Here is a 21,129-nt window from a genome sequence, read left to right as displayed (position 1 = left end):
AGAAAAAACAATGCCTAAATTTACTCAAAAATTTGTTCTGCTCAGTGCTTTATTGTTTGCCCTTTCTCCCTTTTCTGCTTCTGCACACAATAAAATAAAAGTTGTTGCAAGCTTTTCTATTCTTGCAGATCTCGTAAAAAATGTAGGAGGTAACAATATCTCTATGACTACTTTTGTAGGACCCAATGCGAATACCCACACTTATGAACCTACCCCCCTTGACGCTCAAGCCCTTAGAAATGCTCAGATTATTTTTATCAATGGACTTCATTTAGAGGGGTTCATTGACCGCCTCATCACAGCAAGCGGTACAAAAGCACTTCTTGTCGAGGTTAGTGCTAACATTCCTCCCCTTGAAATGAAAAATCAAGAACATGCTGCCCATCACCATCATCACAGCGTTATTATTGATCCACACACTTGGCAAACAATTCCCAATGTCGAAATCTATGTGAAGAATATCGCTGCTGCTTTTTGTAAAATTGATCCACAATCTTGTCCGCTCTACAATAAAAATGCCGAAACCTACATCAAAAAGCTTAAAACAGCACAAGAGACCTTAAAAACAAAAATTGCCACTATCCCTAAAGATAAACGTATCATTATTACATCTCATGACGCTTTTGGCTATTTTGCTAAAGAATATGGCTTCACTATCCTTGCCCCCCAAAGCGCTTCAACAGAAGCTGAAGCAACTGCAGCTGATGTTGCTAAACTTATCAAACAAATTAAAGCGAATAAGGCAGCAGCATTGTTCGTTGAAAATATCTCTAATCCCCGGCTCATAAAACAAATTTCAAAAGAAACAGGTTTAAAAATTGGTGGAACCCTTTATTCTGATGCATTGTCAAACGAAAATGGTCCTGCCGCAACTTATCTCGATATGATGGAGCATAATGTGAATACCATCATTGATGCCATCAAAAAACATTAAAAAATCTTTTTATAGAAGAAAAAAGTTCATAAAATCATAGGTCTATGATTATGTTATCAATGCTATGAAACAAAATTAATTTTACAGAAAAAAATTTATACCTTATAGAAGTCAAATAGATAAACTCATCAATGGATTTATTCCCTCATGGTGCCCAAATCACAAGCATTATTATTCTATTCTCCAACGTTTCTTTTGCAATAATTCTCAACACGTGAAATAATTCATAAGAAGCATTTTAAATCCTTTCTTAATAGTTTTTTATTCATACGGCTCTTCCCACTTATAACAGTAAGCGAATGGTTTTGATGATTCAACATGGAACAAAGGTAGAATGAAAAAAATTACGGTATTAGGGCTGTTTCTTAATACACAAAACAGTAAATTATCATTATAAATCAATCTATTGCTGTTAAGTAGAACGTACCTATTTTTGTACAAGATATTCAGAATAGCATCTTGTTTTTATAAATAAAATGGACTTTTTATATCACCGATCAAAGCTAAGATATGGGAACTTAATGTCACTATTTGATAATAATTTTCTCTCTTTATTTTTCTTATTCATTCTTTAGAATGATATATCAATTATCTCATCAGAAAAGATGATGATAAGATACTGTTTTTATGAAAAAATGCTTTTCTAAATCCGCGAAAATATGGTTAATAAATTGTTATCGCTATTCATTTCAATGAAAAGAACTTATTATTTTTAAAAATAATGTTCTTCTTATAGAACGTAAAGAGAGAATTTCTTCATATGAGTATTTTGACATTCTCGGTGTCATGTAACAATGGATCATTACAAAAACTTTTAATTTACTTTAATCTCATCGTTACACTTTTATTTTGTGAATATAATCGAGAAAGCCAAAACACAAGATTATTATGATTCAGCATAAAAAAAAAGTCTTGTTACACCAATTAATGTTTACTTATTCCTTGTGCGCTTTCCAGTGTTTTTGTTAAAGGTATGAAAATTTTGATGAGCAACAGTGAAACTTAATTTTTGACCATAGTCGTGTGTCAAGCGTTCTTTTATTTCAATCGTAAAAATGATATCATTCCAACGTGTTAAAACATGGCAACCTGTTCCGATCGGCTTGATAAGCTCAATTTTTGTGTGAAAGACAGGTCCTTTATCGGGGTGTTCGCCCAATAAGATTATTTCAGGTCTAAAAGCTAAAAGATCCGTTTCTTCGCTGTAAGAATATGAATGCCCTAAATGTTGTTCTAGGACATGACGATCAAGAAAATTCATAGGAGGAGAACCAATAAAATCGGCAACAAATGTGGTTGCTGGAGTATCGTAAATTTCCATTGGTGTTCCAATTTGCTCAATAGCTCCTTTATTCAAAACGACTATTCTATCGGCTAACGTCATAGCTTCTAGTTGATCATGGGTAACATAGAGGCTGGTTGTTCCTAATGAACGCTGTAGCGTTTTTATCTCAATACACATTTGTGCCCGTAATTTTGCATCCAGATTGGAAAGAGGTTCATCAAAGAGAAAAACACGGGGTTGACGTACAATCACACGCCCCATTGCAACACGCTGGCGTTGTCCCCCTGATAATTGTCGTGGTTTACGATCAAGAAATGGTTCTATCTCCAAAAGCTTTGCAGCATGTGCAATGCGTTTTTTTATTTCTTCTTTCGGAGTTTTTCGATTTTTAAGACCATATTCTAGGTTTCCGCGAACTGTCATATGAGGATAAAGAGCATAATTTTGAAAAACCATCGCAATATCACGATCAGCCGGTTCACGATCATTGATCCGTTCGTTATCAATACACAATTCACCTGAGGTAACTTGCTCAAGTCCTGCAATAATACGTAACAAGGTTGATTTTCCGCATCCTGAAGGACCAACAAGAACAAGAAGTTCTTTATCAGCAACAGTTAAGTTTAAGTCATTAATGACCAAAATGCCGTTGTCATACTGTTTCTTTATATTTGATAACTGGATTATGGCCACAATTACTTCTCCGTTTCAATAAGGCCTTTGATAAAAAGCCGCTGCATGAAGACAACAACAAGAACAGGCGGAACCATGGCAACAACTGATACTGCCATGAGGATATTCCATTGAGGATCATGTTGTAGTGATTCGACAATAAGCTGTTTTAAAATAATAAGGATCGTTTGATGATTTTGATCCGTTGTGATGATAAGAGGCCAAAGATATTGTATCCATCCATAAATGAACATAATGATAAATAAAGCTGCGATATTACTTTTGCTAAGAGGAAGAAGGATATCCTTAAAAAATTTAAATGGTCCTGCACCATCAACACGAGCTGCCTCTAAGAGTTCATCAGGAACAGTCAAAAAAAACTGACGAAATAAAAAGGTAGCGGTTGCGGATGCAATAAGTGGGATAATCATTCCACTATAAGTGTCGATCATCCCTAATTTCGCAACAATCTCATAGGTTGGAAGAATACGAACTTCAACAGGGAGCATCAATGTAACAAAAATAAGAATAAAAGCCGTTTTTCGAAAGGGAAAACGCATGTAAACAATTGCATAAGCAGACAAAATCGAAATAATAATTTTTCCAATGCTAATCCCTAAAGCCATAATGAGTGAATTCATTAAGAGTGGCCAAAGGTTAGGAAGACCACGGTGTGCAAGGCCATCGCCAAAAATTGTTTTATAGTTTTCCAGAGCATATTTCCCAGGTAAAAGAGGAAGTGTTCCCGAATTAAATGTTGCTGAACTATGGGTTGATGCAATGATAGCAACATAAACTGGAAAGCAGATAATGATAATACCAACAATGAGAATGATATGCGTTAGAAATTTCAAAACAGGGCGATTTTCAACCATAATTTGTTTCCTAATATTGTACACGACGCTCAATCCAGCGAAACTGGATAAACGTTAAGACAATAACCATCAACATCAATATTGTTGATTGTGCTGCTGATGCACCGATTATTTGATTTCTAAAGCCATCGTCATATACTTTATAGACGAGAGTGCTCGTTGCACGCGCAGGACCTCCAGAAGTTGTGTTATCAATAATACCAAAAGTGTCAAACATAACATAATTGATATTGACGATAAGAAGGAAAAATGTCGTTGGTGAAATTTGCGGAAAGACCACAGTCCAAAATCGTTTAAAGGGACCAGCACCATCAATGGCTGCTGCTTCTATTTGAGAACGCGGAACAGACTGAAGAGCTGTAAGAAAAAAGAGAAAATTGTAAGAAATCTGTTTCCAGCTAGCCGCAATGACAATCAGAAACATCGCTTGTGTACTATTAATACGATAATTCCAGAGAACCCCTATTTTCTCAAGAAGAAAAGGGATAATCCCAATGGTGGGATGAAAGATAAACAACCATAATATACCTGCCAATACTGGCGCAACAGCATAGGGCCAGAGTAACAGCATTGTATAAGCTTTTTTGGCACAGATAACACGGTCAACACAGACAGCCAAAAGAAGTGATATGGTCATTGAAGCAACAGTAACTGAAATGGAAAATACTGCAGTTGTAAGAAGTGATCGCAAATAAGTAGGATCAGAAAGAACGGTGAGATAATTTTCAAAACCAATAAAGGTTGTTGTAAAGCCAAAGGGGTCTTCACGCTCAAAGGACGATTTTATAGCTTGAGCAGCAGGCCAAAAGAAAAACAAAAAAGTCACAAGAAGCTGAGGAAAAAGTAGTCCGTAAGAAAGAAGACTATTTTTAAAATATGCATGTTTTTCTTGCATTCGCAGGGCTCTTTAAATGTAGAGGCTTTAAAAAGATAAACAAAAAGGACTCAACTGTTTTTGTTGAGTCTTTCATGTTTAACAAAAAAACAAAATTAATGATTGGATTTTTCAAATTCACGCAAGAGTTTATTTCCACGTTTAACAGTCTCATCTAAACCATCTTTCGGTGTTTTTGAACCACTAAGAACAGCTTCTAACTCCTGATCAAGAATAGTACGAATTTGTGGTAAATTACCAAATCTTATCCCTTTCGAGTTAACTGTCGGTGGATTAAGGTTGATTTGTTTGATCGCAATATCAGCCCCTGGCGTTTTTTCATAGAAATGTTGTTTTTTACTCAATTCATAAGTTGCTTTTGTAGTTGGAAGATAACCTGTTCCTTGATGCCATTTTGCTTGGTTTTCTGTTTTTGAAAGAAACTTAAGAAAAGCAGCTGCTCCAGCATATTCTTTTGGGGTATGACCCTTAAATGCCCAAATAGAAGCTCCCCCAATAACTGAATTTTGCGGCGCTCCTTCTGCATCCTTATAGTAGGGTAGCATACCAACGCCTACATTAAACTGAGCTTCAGAAACAATTCCAGCATGTGATCCTGAAGATTGCATAAAAATTGCACAGTTTTGTGCCATAAACATTGGTGTTGAATCTAATGCGCCTGCAGGACCACCATAGCGGAAAATACCTTGATCAGACCACCTTTTCAGATCTGTCCACATACGCACTTGTAAAGGTCCATTAAATGTAAGTTCTGAATCAAGCCCTTTAAAGCCATTTTCCTTCGTTCCAAAAGGAACATTGTGCAACGCTGAAAAATTTTCTATACCAATCCATTGCGCTGCATAAGCCATGGTAAAACCACACGTTGCTGCCTTGGTCTCAAGAATTTTTTTAGAAAAATCTTCTACATCTTGCCATGTTTTAGGGGGCTGTTCTGGATCAAGTCCGGCTTTTTTAAAGATATCCTTGTTGTAATAAAGGATTGGTGTTGAAATATTGAATGGCATAGAGATTATATGCCCCTGTTCATCAGAGTAATAGCCGCTAATAGCAGGAAAATAATCAGCAGGATCGAATTCTTGTTTTGTATCAGCCATCAGTTGATAAAATGGATAGATCGCACCTTTTGCAGCCATCATCGTTCCAGTACCAACGTCATAAATTTGGGCGAGAACAGGCTGTTTCTTTCCACGAAATGCTGCAATCAGTGCGACCAAACCTTCTTCATACTCACCGCGAAATGAAGGCACAACTTTGTACTCAGATTGACTCGCATTAAAGTCGTTAATGAGACTTTCTGTTTGCTTGCCTAACTCACCACTCATAGAATGCCAAAAGCTGATTTTGGTCTGCGCAAAACTCGCTGTTATTCCTGCTAAAGATATTATAATAGCAACCGTAGCCGCTATGAAAAGATAAAAACGACTCATGGTTCACCCTTTCTGAAGTGATGGAATACAAACTACCCCTGAATTTATAGTATTACACATGAACATGCTATGACAGTTTTATTTCAGAAATACATCTTCTCATTTAAACAGGAACCACCAAAAGGTCAAATGAATTTGTTGAGGTTTATTCGTTTTCTTTTATAAGTTTTCCTATGTATGAACGAAATACACGTTTGTAACGGGCTGAAAAAGTAAGATGACTTAAATAAGTAAGGGAATAGGTAAAAAGATATAGATCATTAATGTCATTTAATGACTTTTGTAATAGCTATAATATCTGGATTTCCTTAAAAAAAAAGAATTGTTTATTCTTTTGTTATTTGTCTTATAATTTTTGGCTCATAACCTTAACACGGTATTACGACTGAATTTCACGAAGAGACAAATAGAAATTCTCTTAAAATGAAGAAAATTACTTTGAAGTGCTTAAGTGTTTCCTTCCCTGTAATGGAATCTTACTCCCCTCATTCAAAATAAAATGATATTGTATGACCAATTTTCATGCTGTTAAAAAAATCTTTTCATACATCTACATTTCATGATAGCTCCTATAAAATAGCCTCTTCGCTAAAGTATATAAGAATTTTTGTATGCCATCATTTTTACACTTTATAAAAGTGTAAAACGGCATCATATAATGATGCCGCTAGTACTTCAATAAAGCCTTTTTAAAGAGAGTTTAAAAAATATTTTTTCTCAATAGCTTTTTATCACCCCATCACCCCCACTCGTAATATGCAAGCAAATGATTTTAGTTGATTCATTGTAAAAAAAATTTTTGATATTAAACGCTCTCACTCAATATAAAAAAAATGTTTAATTATCTTTAAAAATCAACGTGTTATTATTTCGCAAAAGAAAACACTTCCTGCTTTCTTCCATTACACTAGCTGTATGAAAATACAGGGATTTTATAGAAATATATTTTTTACTTTTGTGCCCGCAATTGCAATGCAAGATCAGGTTGATCTGTCGTAATATAATGTACAGGCATATTAAGCCAATGTGATAAACGCGCTTTTCCGTTGATTGTCCATACCCCTACAGTGAAACCAGCTTCAAGAGCCGCTTCAATAAAATCCTGTGAGACAATGGAACCATCTAAACTTAAATCAGAATAACCCAATTGCTTCCACTCAGAAAAATGACGATCCATATCACCTTCAAAATGATCAACACATGGACCAGATGGTATTCCTGCTTCGATAAAAGGACGAAGAATCAAAGGATCAAAACTAATGGCAGAAACCCGTTCTGTTAAATCTCGACTTTTTATGAGTGCAAGTGCTTTTTGAGATAAGATTGTTTCACGCTCCACTTCACCACAGGTTTTGATTTCAAGATGCAAACCAACATTGGTTGGTGCTAAAAGATCAAGCACTTCTTCTAGCAAAGGAGGTGCTTCTTGGCTTCCTTTTACGCAGAGTTGTTTGCGTGTTTCATTATCAATATCGTGAATATATCCCTTTTTGCCAACCAATTGATCTAGACGGAAATCGTGAAAAACAACTACTTCACCGCTTTTCAGCAAATGAACGTCGCATTCAACTTCATCAACATCTAACGTTATAGCGTTACTAAATGCCGAAAAAGTATTTTCAGGATAAAGATGTGCTCCACCACGGTGTGCAACAATTTTTTTCTTAGACATGCAAAATTTCACACTTCTCAATTTTAAAGGACAATGGTTTAAATGACATTGGTTCTCAATGATATTAGCGTCTAGATTTTCAGATAAAGGCTTATATCTTATAAACGAGCACACTTACTTTTTAAGATTTTTCTATATTTTTTTCAATATTAAGCCCTCAATCACATTTTATTTTTGGCTTATCCTTCATTTCAATTATTCCCATTCAATGGTTCCAGGAGGCTTTGAGGTTACATCATAAACAACACGATTAATCCCTCTAACTTCATTGATAATGCGTGATGCTGTCTTACTTAAAAATGCCATATCATAGGGATAAAAATCAGCAGTCATTCCATCGACAGATGTAACAGCGCGAAGCGCACAAACAAATTCATACGTGCGACCATCCCCCATCACTCCGACTGTCTGGACAGGAAGAAGGACAGCAAAAGCTTGCCAAATTTCATCATAAAGACCGGCTTTACGGATTTCCTCAAGATAGATAGCATCTGCTTCACGTAAAATTTCTAATTTTTCACGGGTCACAGCCCCTGGACAGCGAATTGCAAGACCGGGACCTGGAAAAGGATGGCGACCAATAAACTGCTCGGGTAACCCTAATTCTCGCCCTAGCAAACGGACCTCATCCTTAAAGAGCTCACGCAACGGTTCTACAAGTTTCATACTCATCTGTTCTGGTAATCCACCTACATTATGGTGGCTTTTAATGGTGACCGATTCACCAATAGCAGAAACACTCTCAATAACATCTGGATAGAGTGTTCCTTGTGCTAAAAACTCTGCACCTCCTATTTTTTTAGTCTCTTTTTCAAAAACTTCAATAAAAAGGCGACCTATCGTTTTGCGCTTTTTTTCTGGATCTGTCTCACCTTCTAAAGCATGAAGAAATATATCGGCAGCATCAACGTGAATAAGCTCTATGTTATAGTGATCGCGGAATAATGTAACAACTTCCTGCGCCTCATTCTTACGCATTAATCCATGATCGACCAAAATGCATGTCAGTTGATCTCCTATAGCTTCATGAAGAAGCACCGCGACAACAGAAGAATCCACTCCCCCTGAAAGACCACAAATCACACGACTTTTTCCAACCTTTTGTCGTATTGTCGCAATGGCCTGCTCACGATAAGAAGCCATTGACCAATTGCCTTTAATCGCAGAAATCTTATGAATAAAATTTTGCAAAAGTTTTGTACCATCCGGTGTATGAACAACTTCAGGATGAAACTGTACCGCATAAAAATGTCTTTTCTCATCAGCAATAGCCGCATAGGGAGCGCCTTTTGAGGTTCCTATGACACGAAAGCCTTCTGGTAAAGCTGCCACACGGTCACCGTGACTCATCCATACTTGATAACGAGAACCTTTTTCCCATACTCCATCAAAAAGAGCACTCTCCTCTTGGATTTCCAAAAAAGCACGACCAAATTCACGCTCATGTCCAGCTTCAACCGTTCCTCCAAGCTGAACACACATGACTTGCTCCCCATAACAAATACCAAGAATTGGAATACCAGCCTCAAAAATTTCCGCTGGAGCACGTGGCGATCCTTCATCAAAAACGGAATAAGGACTGCCTGATAAAATAATCGCTTGAGGATTTATGCGGCGCACTGCTTCTAAAGCCAATTGAAAAGGAACAATTTCACAGTATACCCCCATTACTCTTACCCGTCGGGCAATAAGTTGTGTAACTTGTGAACCAAAGTCAATAATAAGAACAGTGTCTGGATGGGATATGCTCATAGAAAACCAATCAACAATTGTAAAAGAGAACTCATGAGAGTTATGATTCAATCTTTCTCTTTTCACAAGTCTGTTTTCTTAAGAAAAGGATTATTCTCGTAAAATTTATGATAAAAAATGCAAAAATATGGTTCAATGTTTTTTTTGCAACACAGATAAAAAAAATCCATCTGTTTTTGTTGTTGCAGGCGATAAAGTCAGTCCATAATTTGAAAAAACGGGTTGCACAGGTGAAGAACTGAAATATTTCTGCCAAAGTGCCTGCATATCTATTGGATAAAAATGAGAATATTGTTGAAGGAAATGGGAAATTTGTTCCTCATTTTCATCTGCAAAAAGAGAACAAGTAATATAAACTAAGCGCCCATTTGGTTTAAGATAAGCGATCGCTTCATTCAAAATAGTCCTCTGTTCTGTTTGGCGTTGTTTTACCTGCTCTAATGTTAAACGCCATTTCGCATCTGGACGACGACGCCATGTTCCTGTCCCACTACAGGGTGCATCTAACAAAACTCTATCCATCTGACCTATTAAGGACTTCAATTCTTCTTTTTGTGCTCGTATTTGTACATTACGAACACCAGCACGTCGAAGACGATCAAAAATAGGCGCTAGGCGTGCTTTATCAGAATCATAAGCATAAATTTGCCCACGATTGTTCATATCAGAAGCTAAAGCTAATGTTTTGCCACCAGCACCGGCGCAATAATCTAATACCTGCATGCTTGCTTGCGCTTCCACAAGATGAGCAACAATTTGAGACCCTAAATCTTGTATTTCAAAGTGCCCTTTTTGAAAAGCTGGTTCCACTTGAACATTGGGATGGCGATCAAATTTTTCAATCGGCGCAACTCTTAAAGCTTGCCGAAACCATGAAAACGATTGAAGTTTGGTTTTTGCTAACTCTTTCAGCACCTTTTCTGGTGTTGCCTTTAGGCTATTGACCCGTAGATCTAAAGAAGGGCGCGTTGCTAGTGCAGCAGCCTCCACGATCCAGTTATCACCAAATAAAGGATAAAGATGCGCTTGACACCATTGAGGAATATCACCACGGATATAATCTGGTGCATCCACTAATTGCCGCCTTTGCCACGATTTGCGCTGTTTATCCCCTAATAACTGCGGCGCAAACCGATCTTCTTCTAACGCATTGTCAATTTGCTCCAGCGTCATTTTTCCAGTATCTAATAAGGTAGCAAAAACAATATCCCGAATATCATCACTCTCCATTCGCCATTGTAAAGAATATCGCCGTCTTAAAACATCATATACAATTGTACCAATGGCTGCACGATCACCTGCTCCAGCAAAGCGATGAGAAAGCCCCCAATCCTTTAAAGCTTCTCCTGCGGGGCGATGCCTCATTTCTATCTCTTTAAGAACATCTATTGCTGCTTGCAAACGCCCACCTAATCGCATTCATTTCTCCCATTAAAATAATGAAATTCTAAACCATTATAAAAAAATAATATTATTTTCTTATTGCCAATGAAATCTATTCAAAACTCTCAAAAATTTACACTCACTTTTAAAATGATCTGAGCATACTTCTTTATAAGATCCCATTTAGTATATCTAGATTTTTCCTTTCATTTTCTGCCCATTGGCTTTTTATCCTTTTAAAGTACATGAATTCTCTTAAGCTAAAAGATACGTTGCCATCCATAAAGAATTTCTTTCGCCATACATTACGAAAAAAACAAAATCTTGAATTATTAAATAAAATGAAATTTTCTCGACTTATCTAAACAACTGAAAAAATCCGATATCTTCCATCTTGAAAACGTTATCCTTCTGAAAAATAAAAAAGCTTCTAACAAGATGAGACAAGTTCATCTTACTCTCAACAAAAAATTAACTTTTTAAAAAATGCTTGGAACCACTATTTGGCATGACCGTTTTGACTGTAATGGCAACTGCCAGATAATTTAAAAGGAGAAAATAATGACTTATAATAATGGAAAAACAACTTCATCTAAAAGCCGTCATAATACAATGCCCTCAAACAATGGAAAGAAATCCGTCCAAAGTGATCAGACAAACACTCGCCAACGTGCGTCAAAGATGGGACGCAAAACAACAAAAAGTTAATTCTAACTTTATATAATTGACTTCACATAGTCTTAGCAGAAAGAATTAGAGTTTTAGCCTCTAATTCTTTCCTTTTCCGGATTATGATACCAAATCACAAACAGAAAAAAGAACTGTCTCTCTTCCTCGTTCTCGTAAGATTCTACATCTATGCGATATGATACTAAGCTCTTATATTTTCAAACTGGACCCCGATAGTTTGGGCTCTCCCGTGTGATCGAAACATCATGCGTATGGCTTTCATGGAGTCCCGCATTAGTAATACGAACAAACGTTGCTTTTTTACGAAACTCTACGAGATCTTTTGCCCCAACATACCCCATCGAAGCACGCAGTCCACCAGCAAGCTGATGGAGAACTGATGCTATAGGACCTTTATAGGCTACTTGTCCCTCTACACCTTCAGGAACCAACTTCAATTCATCACGAACGTCATCTTGAAAATAGCGATCTGCTGATCCTCGTGCCATAGCCCCAACAGATCCCATACCGCGATAGGCTTTAAAAGATCGACCTTGATAAAGATAAACTTCACCAGGGCTTTCTTCTGTTCCCGCTAAAAGAGAACCGATCATCGCTGCACAAGCCCCACCCGCTAAAGCTTTAGCAAAATCACCTGATGCTTTGATCCCACCATCTGCAATGATGGGAATGCCTGCTTTTTCAGCAACTTCTGCAGCATTCATAATAGCGGCAAGTTGAGGAACACCAACACCAGCAACAATACGCGTTGTACAAATAGAGCCAGGACCAATACCAACTTTTACTGCATCTGCACCACTGTCAATCAATGCTTGCGTTGCTTGAGCAGTCGCAACATTCCCAGCAATAACAACTGGAGAGGAAGCCATCTTTTTAATCCGCTCAACAGTTTCTAGCACACGCTGGGAATGTCCATGCGCTGTATCAATGACCAACACATCAACTCCTGCGTCAATGAGACGTTCAGCACGTTCAATCCCATCATTCCCAACACTACTCGCCGCTGCGACACGCAGGCGTCCTTGAGAATCTTTAGCCGCATTTGGATTTAATTTTGCTTTTTCAATATCCTTAACTGTTATCAGTCCAACACAACGATTTTGTTCATCCACAACCAATAATTTTTCAATACGATGATGATGTAAAAGATATTTTGCCTCACTCAGTTGAACATTTTCACGCACTGTGATCAAATTCTCATGGGTCATTAATTCATAAATTTTTTGTTTTGGATCCGATGCAAAACGGACATCTCTATTGGTCAAAATGCCAACAAGCCGTCCAGCAGTCTCACCTTTAACACTATTTTCAACAACCGGAATGCCGGAAATGCCATGAAAGCGCATCAAAGCTTTCGCTTCTTCAAGTGTTGCATCGGGCCCAATTGTGACTGGATTAACAACCATACCAGATTCAAACTTTTTTACCTGGCGGACTTCTTCTGCCTGCTCAGCAGGAGACATATTCCGATGAATAACCCCAAGACCACCAGCTTGAGCCATAGCAATTGCCAAACGCGATTCTGTTACCGTATCCATTGCAGCGGAAAGTAATGGCAAATTGAGCTGAATATCCGCTGCAATGCGCGTCCTAAGATCCACTTGACTAGGCATAACAAGAGAATGACCGGGCTGTAAAAGTACATCATCAAAAGTCAGTGCCAATGCCCCTGTCCCCGTTTCAACAATCTTTGCCATAGCAAAATTCCTTTTTATAATAAAATATTATAATAAAACACCGCAAGGAGCTTTAAAATACAACTGCGGTTCTCATAGGGTAGATTGGCAAAAAATTATGCCATGCTACAAACAAAATGAAAAGAAAAATAAATATTTTTTTTAAGTGTGGTTTATAAAAATTTACAATTGTGATTCAATTGGTAACCAACTTATTATTTTTGCAAATGTGCGACGCCAAAAATTGCTTTCTGGCTCATAGTCAATGCTATATTTTTTTTCATTTTCAATAAAATCCCAATAAATACGATTATTCTTACCAAGACGAAGATGATAGCTCATTTCGCCCGTCGTTTCTTCGCAAAACAACAAATCTAGCCTTGCTGTAATGGGAGCACATTCAAAAAGAATGCCCATTTCTGTATTGAGTGCTGCTGATCTGGGATCAAAGTTTAAAGATCCAATAAAAGCTGTTTTACGATCAACTAAAAAAGCTTTGGCATGTAAACTTGCCTTACTCGATCGAAACAATCGTAACCCATGGGGATTGCCTTCTGCTTTTAATTCATAAAGCTTAACACCACTTTTTAACAACGCCTTACGATACGGGACATAACCACCATGCACTAATGCCACATCGGTCGCCGCCAAAGAATTTGTGAGAATTTTGACATCAACACCTTTTGAAACCAAATGACTAAAATTCTGCGTCCCAACCTTACCAGGAACAAAATAAGGGGATGTAATCTGAACCGTTTTTTGGGCATTTCCAATAACCTTTGAAAGGGCCTTCATAAGCCAATTGCTCGCTTTTTTACGCAATGCTTTTTCTGGAGGGTCAGAAAGAACGACAACTTTATCGGCTAAAAATAACCGTTTTCCTGTCTGGATAAAACACTCGAAGTTAATGTGCTCTTTGACATAATCTAAATAAACTTTTGCAACCTTGGAATCCCGAAACTTTCGTAATTTATCCTTCCAATAGCTAAGATCGCTTGCGCTTTTAGGAAGAACCAAAGTATGAATTGGCAAAACAACAGCACTATTCCAAAAATCATCAAAGATACTTTCTACCTTTTTAACGGAGGGACCGATTAACATCAAATCTAAATCTCGAAAATGAGATTCTTCAGCTGCATCAAAATAAGAATCTGCAAGATTACGTCCTCCTACAAAAGCAACCCTGCCATCAACAATAAAAGCTTTATTATGCATTCTACGTGTTACGGTAATTGCCCGTAATATAATCTCTAAACCACGGCGTAACCCACCTTTACGCGATCGCCCTGGATTAAACATTCTCACCTCAATATGAGGATGTTTATCGAGCGCAATATAAGCTGGATCACGTGCCTGAGCGTTAATATCATCCAAAAGCAGTCGCACCCGAACGCCCCGATCAGCTGCCTCAACTATTTCACTTAATAATAAACGCCCCGTTAAATCATCGTCCCAAATATAATACATCAGATCAAGGCTACGACCAGCCTCCGCCGCACCTATTGCACGAACACAAAACGCATCCAAATTGCTAATGATGAGGGAAAGGGCATCTTTATTAACCCCCAGACCATTTTCTTCCTCAGCCAATTGACTAACGATACGATCAAGCTTGGTTTCATCCTTCTGAATAGGTAACGCATAAGAACATTGCCCCCTAGCACTTTTCACAAAACGCCCATAGGTATAGATTGCCAACATAGATGCAATAAAAAAAAAGAGAATAAAACCAATAACAATCTGTAAAAGAGTCAAAGAAGATAAACTTTCTATTTTCAAGCTATCGCATCACCCGTGATACGAACCATAATACTAATTATTTCGTTTTAACCGTGTAGCGAATAAAATGCCACTTCTTGCTTAAGAGAGTATAAATTTAATATCCACAACGTAAAAATTTTAGCTGCAATATTTAAAAGCTTCAAAAAATATCTCTCGGCTTTAATAAATGTAAATTTAACTAAAATTGGATAAAATGAAACAAACGATAAAATAGTTCAATAAAATTCACAATAAATAATTGTTTTCTTTTAAGTCACCCCCCAGTAACTTTATCAAAAGCCCTTACCATTTTTTGAAAATCATGCTTGTCATCAAAAGATGATTTATTATGAATTTTATTTTTGCTCTTGATTTCTTACGGCTCTCAATTCTTCCATTTTTCTATAAAGTGTAGAGCGACCAATATGAAGGCGGCGTGCAATCTCACTCATATGTCCCTTATAATGTTTAACCGCTTTCTCAATAATATCATGCTCCATTTCTGCAAAAGTACGCACATGCCCATCAGTATTCAAAAATTGTATCGAATCTTGTACATTATCTTCTTGCATATTACCCTCAATGATATTTGGAACACTCATTAATGAATTTCCCATTAATTGGGGAAAATCTCGAACAGTTAATAACGGTCCCTCACTGAGTAAAATCGCACGAAATAGAAAATTTTCAAGTTCATTTCTATTGCCAGGCCAATCATACTGCATAAGCAAAGAAAGAGCTGATCCTGCTAAACCATGCACATGTGATCGCCCTGTTTCTGTTATGATGCGATCAATCAAACGTTGTGTGATCTCTGGAAAGTCATCCCTTAATTCTCGTAAAGCAGGAACACTAATCGATAGATGAGAAAATTGTTCAAACAAACTATGCAAAAAAAAGTTCTCTTTAACCAAATCCTTTAGACGCGATGTTGAAATAGCAATGATCCGAAAAGGAAAAAGTTCTCCTTTTGCATCCCTTTCCCTTTCTTTAAGATAATGAGCAAGCCGTTTTTGCTGTATGGGTTCAAGACGATCAATATCACAAAGGCAAAGCGTCCCGTTTTCAAGCGAAGAAACCAATGGGAGAAATTCTTTGAACCAATGCTGATTTTCTTCTTCTGGATCAACAATCGCCGAACATTGAAAGCGAATAAAAGAGCCCTCCGCGAATAAACCTTCATGATGAATAATCCGAGCTAAGGTCTCACGACCTGTTCCAACTTCACCCTCTATCAAAAGATTCTGTAAAGTCGTTGCTGCTGTTCTCGATTGTTCTAAAACAATCTGCATCGCTCTACTTTTTATGCAAAGATCCGAAAACCTTAAATGATTCTCTTTCTTTCTCCGAATATCTTGAACCTCATGCTCCAAGGCAGAAATAAGAGCAAGAATATCCAAAGTAACTCTTACACGTAATAATGTTACTGGATGAATCCAATAATCAATAGCTCCAGCTGCTAAAGCTTTCTGGAGTAAATCCTGATTCTCTTGTTGTGCTATCACAACAATAGGAACAGAAACACCAGCAACTCTAATCATTTTAATCAAATCGCTTACACTCAAATCACTCATAATGACATCAAGGAGTGCAAGCACAATGTTTTTACGTCTGTGTAAAAGATCAATTGTACGGAGGCCATTTTCTGCTTCAATGACACGGTAACCAAAACCTCGGAGCATAGCAGAAAGCTCTATACGTCTTCCATAATCTTCACTCGCAACAAGAATGGGACCAACCATAATGTCAATAATCTCCTTTGAGACTACTCATGAGACTATTCAGCAGCTTAATGTAAAAATTGTTGTAAACCATAAGAAATATTTCACCTCTTGTGTTTCACTTGCGCATTTCATCAAGCTGTTAATTAAATACAACATTAAGGCATTTTTTTCTATTTGTTTTGCTTTTTCATTGATTTTCATCAAATTTTTCATATTGACTCATGGCACAATTTAATAATTTTATAGAAAATAGAGAGCAAAATAATCTAAATTAGAGTGAAATAAATGAAACATACCTATCATATTTTATGTCTTACAATCACCGCTTTGCTATTAAGTGCCTGTGGCTTTTCGCAGTATTATAACCCCAATATGTCAACCGGAATTGATGGAAAATGGGTTGATGAGAATGGCATTATTTCTTCTTTCCACAATGGTGTTTTTGAAACGCGTGCAGCAGATACAGAAGAAAAACTATCAGAAGGGATCTATAGTTACCTCAATGCCCAAAATATAGAAATTGAAATACGCTCTATTCTCCGTGGAACAATTTCTAGAGTCAATTGTACAATGTCATATGACGCCACACAACTTCTCTGTACTTCACATACAGGAGCACAGTTTTTCCTTAAGCGGAAATCTTCAACAAAATAAAAGGTAAGCTTCTCTTAATTAAGAACAGAGGGAATACAGACATCAAACAGGAGGTGATCCTTTCTCCTCCTGATAGAAAATCCTCTCTAAAATACGCAAAGAGACTGATATAATCTCTATATCCGTAGAATTTTCTAAATATGATAAAATGCATAAAATAATTATTTTTTCCTACAAAAGATCAGCGAAAAGCCCCTTCACAATAAAACTTGTGACTTTGTATCGTTCCGTCTATTTTAGCCTAAAATAACATTTATCTGATAGAGAACTTTAATCTAAGCAGCACCGATGCGCAAAAGATCATGAAAATGAACAATTCCTATCGGTTTTTTATCTTCAACCACGAAAAATGCACCAATATGATGATCATTAATAAAAGCCATTGCTGCGCCAACAAGTGTATTTGGCTTTACAACTTTAGGAGCCTTGGTCATCACCTCATCAACATTAAATTTTGATAAATTAAAATGAATGTTCCGTGCCAGATCACCATCGGTCACAATTCCAATGAGTTCACCCTTTGGGTTGATAACACCAACACAACCAAAATGTTTTTCTACCAAAACATTCATCGCTTCAGTCATAGCTGTTCCCTGCATAACCAAAGGAATACGATCCCCCTCATGCATAATATCACACACATATTTAAGGCTTGCACCAAGAGAACCACCAGGATGATATATTTTGAAATCTGTTGCGGTAAAACCACGCATTTCTAAAAGAGAAACTGCTAATGCATCTCCCATTGCCAATTGCATAATTGTTGAAGTTGTCGGTGCTAAACCATGAGGGCAAGCTTCTTTTATCTTGGGTAATAAGAGAACAATGTCAGCTTGTCGTCCTAATACAGAGTGCTCACTTGATGTCATTGCAATAAGGGGGATACGAAAACGTGCCGCATAACTCATAATGCCACTTAATTCTTGTGTCTCACCAGACCATGATAAAGCAAGAATAACATCATCAGATCCAATCATACCAAGATCACCGTGATTGGCTTCTGCAGCGTGAACAAAAAAAGCAGGCGTTCCAGTTGAAGCTAAAGTTGCTGCAATTTTTGTTCCGATATGACCACTTTTTCCAAGGCCCGTAATGACCACATGTCCGGGGGCATTTCTAATGGTTTGAACAGCCGCTTCAAAAGAAGATGAAAGACTGTCAAGAAAAGCTGCTTCAAGAGCTTCAAGCCCTTGTTTTTCACTGGCAAGTGTTTTAAGCGCCGATGCAACAGCCCCCTGCAAAGCCCTATGAGGAAATGGTATTGTCATAATCAAATTCAATCAATAAAATTAAATGGGAGATCTACATCATTGTTCAACTTTAATGGTTTCTAGTAAATTTTTCAATGAGGCAGAAACATGACTGTGCATATCAGCACGTGCCAAAGAAAAAGCAACGTTAGCTTCAATAAAACCAGCTTTAGAACCGCAATCAAAAGTGCGCCCTTCTAATTGAAAACCCCAAAAATCCTGTTCGTTTGAAAGCCTTATCATCGCATCTGTTAATTGAATTTCATTTCCTGCTCCTCGTTCTTGAGTGGAAAGAATATTAAAAATTTCTGGCTGCAAAATATAACGTCCATTGATGTACAAATTTGATGGTGCCGTTCCAAACGCTGGTTTTTCTACCATTTTTGTGATTTCAAAACCATTGGCAATTTGTTTGCCTTTCCCCACAATACCATATTTATGGGTTTCTCTAGGATCGCATTCCTGAACTGCTATAATATTTCCGCCTCCCGTTCTTTCATAAAGGCTCATCATCTCAGAAAGACACCCCTTTTTTGCTTGTATCAACATATCAGGTAATAACAAAGCAAAAGGTTCGCCTGCAACTAATTCACGCGCGCACCAAAGCGCATGCCCTAACCCCAAAGGTTGCTGTTGCCGCGTGAAAGAAGTTGTCCCTGGCAACGGCTGTAAACGGTATAAATGCGCAAGATCTTCTTTTTTTCCACATTCAGCAAGTGTTGTATATAATTCAACTTGCGCATCAAAATAGTCCTCAATGACTGCTTTGTTGCGTCCAGTCACAAAAATAAAATGCTCAATGCCAGCCTCTCGAGCTTCATCCACAACATATTGAATAACAGGCTTATCAACAACCGTTAGCATTTCTTTAGGAATCGTTTTTGTTGCAGGAAGAAAACGTGTACCAAGACCTGCTACGGGGAATACTGCTTTCCGGATTTTACGCAAACCTACCCTCCTCAATGAATTCATATAACCTTTTTATTTATCATATGTTTTTATGAAATAGTAAAAAAGATATCTTATTATTTCGATTATCCTTATAATGGGCAATCAAAAATGTAAAAGAGAATATGAGAATTTATTGAAAGGATTAAACAAATTATTTGTTGCAGTTTTTTCCTCTTCTTGATCATATTATCAATTAAACTAAATACAAAATAAAATTATTGCACATCTAATAAATTGAATATTAATGGGGATTTCAAAATGCAAAAAACAGAATTGAAGACTTTCTCTTTTGTAGAGAAGTCAATAAATTGGAGAACGCTTATTACGCGCTTTGTCGTTCTTTTGTCTGCTTTTTTAATGTTTTTTGTATCCTTTGCATATGCTGATAGCGGGTTTAAACACTGGATTAAAGAATTTAAAAAGACAGCTATTGCTCACAATATTACCCCCTCTACGTTTCACATGGCTTTTAAAGGTGTTAATGCCATTGATCCAGAAGTTTTAAAAAGCGCGGCATATCAACCAGAATTTATTGCGCCCTCATGGAATTATTTCGATAATCGTGTCCATGATATCGCAATTGTGGAAGGGCGGCGCCAAGCAAAAAAATGGAATAAATGGCTTCTTCAAATTGAAGAACGTTTTGGTATTAACCGCAATATTTTACTTGCTATTTGGTCAATGGAAAGCAATTACGGGAAAATTTTAGCCAATAAAAGTGTCATGCGTGATACCATTCGCTCGCTTGCAACCCTAGCCTATGCTGATAAAAAACGTGCAAAATATGCACATACACAACTGATTGCGGCTATGAAAATTCTACAAAATGGTGAAATTAAACGCTCTCAACTCACTGGATCTTGGGCCGGTGCTTTAGGACATACCCAATTTATTCCGAGCAGTTATCTCACCTATGCCGTTGATATGGACAAAGACGGACGGCGTGATATCTGGACATCTGTTCCAGATGCTCTGGCTACTGCTGCTAATCTTCTCCACAAAAATGGCTGGCAATCACACCTTATTTGGGGAGTAGAGGTGAAAGTTCCCCAAGGGAAAAATCTTCCCAGTGGGTGGTGTTCCTTTGAACAATGGAAAAAGTTAGGTGTAAAACATGCCAATGGGCATCCTCTTCCCCCATTAACTGAACAAGCAATATTAAAATATCCAGATGGAGACAAAGGACCTATATTCTTAGTCACAAAAAATTTCTTTGTTCTCAAACGTTATAATAATGCAGATCGTTATGCTTTTGCTGTTGCCCTTCTTTCTGATCGTATTGCTGGACATCCTGGATTAGTGCATGATTGGCAAAGACCTTTTCAGCCCCTTACCTTCCAGGAATGCAAAGAATTGCAATCTCGCTTAAGTGCACTGGGCTATTATAAAGGAAATGTTGATGGAAAAATCGGAACAGCCTCCCGCAAAGCAATTAAAGCTTTTCAACTGCGTCACGGTTTAAAAGCAAATGGATATCCATCGTCTCAAGTGCTTTTTCTCCTTCGTAAACAATAATGGAGAGTTA

Annotated in this window: 16 protein-coding genes; 4 read left to right on the top strand and 12 right to left on the bottom strand. The window is 37.4% G+C overall.

Annotated elements, in window-relative coordinates; genetic code table 11:
• Nucleotides 1-10 precede the first annotated feature (10 nt).
• Complete coding sequence (locus NNJ73_RS03905; RefSeq protein ID WP_254492801.1) at nucleotides 11-934, top strand: metal ABC transporter solute-binding protein, Zn/Mn family; 924 nt, start codon at nucleotides 11-13, stop codon at nucleotides 932-934.
• 931 nt (nucleotides 935-1,865) lie between these two features.
• Here the strand turns inward: NNJ73_RS03905 and NNJ73_RS03900 are convergent.
• From NNJ73_RS03900 to NNJ73_RS03870, 7 genes are all read right to left on the bottom strand, one after another.
• On the bottom strand, nucleotides 1,866-2,912 hold the full coding sequence (locus tag NNJ73_RS03900) for a sn-glycerol-3-phosphate import ATP-binding protein UgpC (protein WP_254492800.1): 1,047 nt from the start codon (nucleotides 2,910-2,912) through the stop codon (nucleotides 1,866-1,868).
• Between the two features lie 2 nt (nucleotides 2,913-2,914).
• The gene (ugpE, locus tag NNJ73_RS03895) at nucleotides 2,915-3,766 is read right to left on the bottom strand and encodes a sn-glycerol-3-phosphate ABC transporter permease UgpE (RefSeq protein ID WP_254492799.1); all 852 of its coding nucleotides are present in this window, start codon (nucleotides 3,764-3,766) and stop codon (nucleotides 2,915-2,917) included.
• Between the two features lie 10 nt (nucleotides 3,767-3,776).
• Entirely contained in the window at nucleotides 3,777-4,661 is an 885-nt protein-coding gene (ugpA, locus tag NNJ73_RS03890; protein WP_254492798.1) for a sn-glycerol-3-phosphate ABC transporter permease UgpA, read from the bottom strand.
• A 95-nt stretch (nucleotides 4,662-4,756) separates the two neighbouring features.
• Entirely contained in the window at nucleotides 4,757-6,091 is a 1,335-nt protein-coding gene (ugpB, locus tag NNJ73_RS03885) for a sn-glycerol-3-phosphate ABC transporter substrate-binding protein UgpB (RefSeq protein ID WP_254492797.1), read from the bottom strand.
• A 949-nt stretch (nucleotides 6,092-7,040) separates the two neighbouring features.
• Entirely contained in the window at nucleotides 7,041-7,763 is a 723-nt protein-coding gene (locus NNJ73_RS03880) for a glycerophosphodiester phosphodiesterase family protein (protein WP_254492796.1), read from the bottom strand.
• Nucleotides 7,764-7,958: 195 nt separating this feature from the next.
• Nucleotides 7,959-9,515 carry a glutamine-hydrolyzing GMP synthase gene (gene guaA / locus NNJ73_RS03875; RefSeq protein ID WP_254493212.1) on the bottom strand — a complete coding sequence of 519 codons (1,557 nt, stop codon included), beginning with the start codon at nucleotides 9,513-9,515 and terminating at the stop codon, nucleotides 7,959-7,961.
• A 132-nt stretch (nucleotides 9,516-9,647) separates the two neighbouring features.
• On the bottom strand, nucleotides 9,648-10,934 hold the full coding sequence (locus NNJ73_RS03870; protein ID WP_254492795.1) for an RsmB/NOP family class I SAM-dependent RNA methyltransferase: 1,287 nt from the start codon (nucleotides 10,932-10,934) through the stop codon (nucleotides 9,648-9,650).
• 525 nt (nucleotides 10,935-11,459) lie between these two features.
• On the opposite strand from NNJ73_RS03870, the gene NNJ73_RS03865 reads away from it, so the two are divergent.
• Nucleotides 11,460-11,606, top strand: coding sequence for a hypothetical protein (locus tag NNJ73_RS03865; RefSeq protein WP_254492794.1), 147 nt, complete (start codon nucleotides 11,460-11,462; stop codon nucleotides 11,604-11,606).
• Between the two features lie 179 nt (nucleotides 11,607-11,785).
• On the opposite strand, the gene guaB is transcribed toward NNJ73_RS03865, so the two are convergent.
• From guaB to NNJ73_RS03850, 3 genes are all read right to left on the bottom strand, one after another.
• The gene (gene guaB, locus NNJ73_RS03860; protein ID WP_254492793.1) at nucleotides 11,786-13,285 is read right to left on the bottom strand and encodes an IMP dehydrogenase; all 1,500 of its coding nucleotides are present in this window, start codon (nucleotides 13,283-13,285) and stop codon (nucleotides 11,786-11,788) included.
• Between the two features lie 162 nt (nucleotides 13,286-13,447).
• Nucleotides 13,448-15,019, bottom strand: a complete 1,572-nt coding sequence (locus NNJ73_RS03855) for a phospholipase D family protein (protein WP_254493210.1) — start codon at nucleotides 15,017-15,019, stop codon at nucleotides 13,448-13,450.
• Nucleotides 15,020-15,381: 362 nt separating this feature from the next.
• Nucleotides 15,382-16,767 carry a sigma-54 dependent transcriptional regulator gene (locus tag NNJ73_RS03850; RefSeq protein ID WP_254492792.1) on the bottom strand — a complete coding sequence of 462 codons (1,386 nt, stop codon included), beginning with the start codon at nucleotides 16,765-16,767 and terminating at the stop codon, nucleotides 15,382-15,384.
• A gap of 267 nt (nucleotides 16,768-17,034) precedes the next feature.
• Here NNJ73_RS03850 and NNJ73_RS03845 point away from each other — a divergent pair, with 267 nt between their 5' ends.
• Nucleotides 17,035-17,403 carry a hypothetical protein gene (locus NNJ73_RS03845; RefSeq protein ID WP_254492791.1) on the top strand — a complete coding sequence of 123 codons (369 nt, stop codon included), beginning with the start codon at nucleotides 17,035-17,037 and terminating at the stop codon, nucleotides 17,401-17,403.
• 275 nt (nucleotides 17,404-17,678) lie between these two features.
• Here the strand turns inward: NNJ73_RS03845 and NNJ73_RS03840 are convergent, their stop codons facing one another.
• Entirely contained in the window at nucleotides 17,679-18,671 is a 993-nt protein-coding gene (locus NNJ73_RS03840; protein WP_254492790.1) for an SIS domain-containing protein, read from the bottom strand.
• A gap of 39 nt (nucleotides 18,672-18,710) precedes the next feature.
• Entirely contained in the window at nucleotides 18,711-19,601 is an 891-nt protein-coding gene (locus tag NNJ73_RS03835; protein WP_254492789.1) for a UTP--glucose-1-phosphate uridylyltransferase, read from the bottom strand.
• Between the two features lie 261 nt (nucleotides 19,602-19,862).
• Between NNJ73_RS03835 and NNJ73_RS03830 the strand changes: the two genes are divergently transcribed.
• Nucleotides 19,863-21,119: a lytic murein transglycosylase gene (locus tag NNJ73_RS03830; RefSeq protein ID WP_254492788.1), complete on the top strand. Its 1,257-nt coding sequence runs from the start codon at nucleotides 19,863-19,865 to the stop codon at nucleotides 21,117-21,119.
• Nucleotides 21,120-21,129: the final 10 nt, after the last annotated feature.

Source organism: Bartonella sp. B1099 (assembly GCF_944801835.1).
Taxonomy (GTDB): domain Bacteria; phylum Pseudomonadota; class Alphaproteobacteria; order Rhizobiales; family Rhizobiaceae; genus Bartonella.
This window is presented reverse-complemented; position numbering and strand designations above follow the sequence as displayed.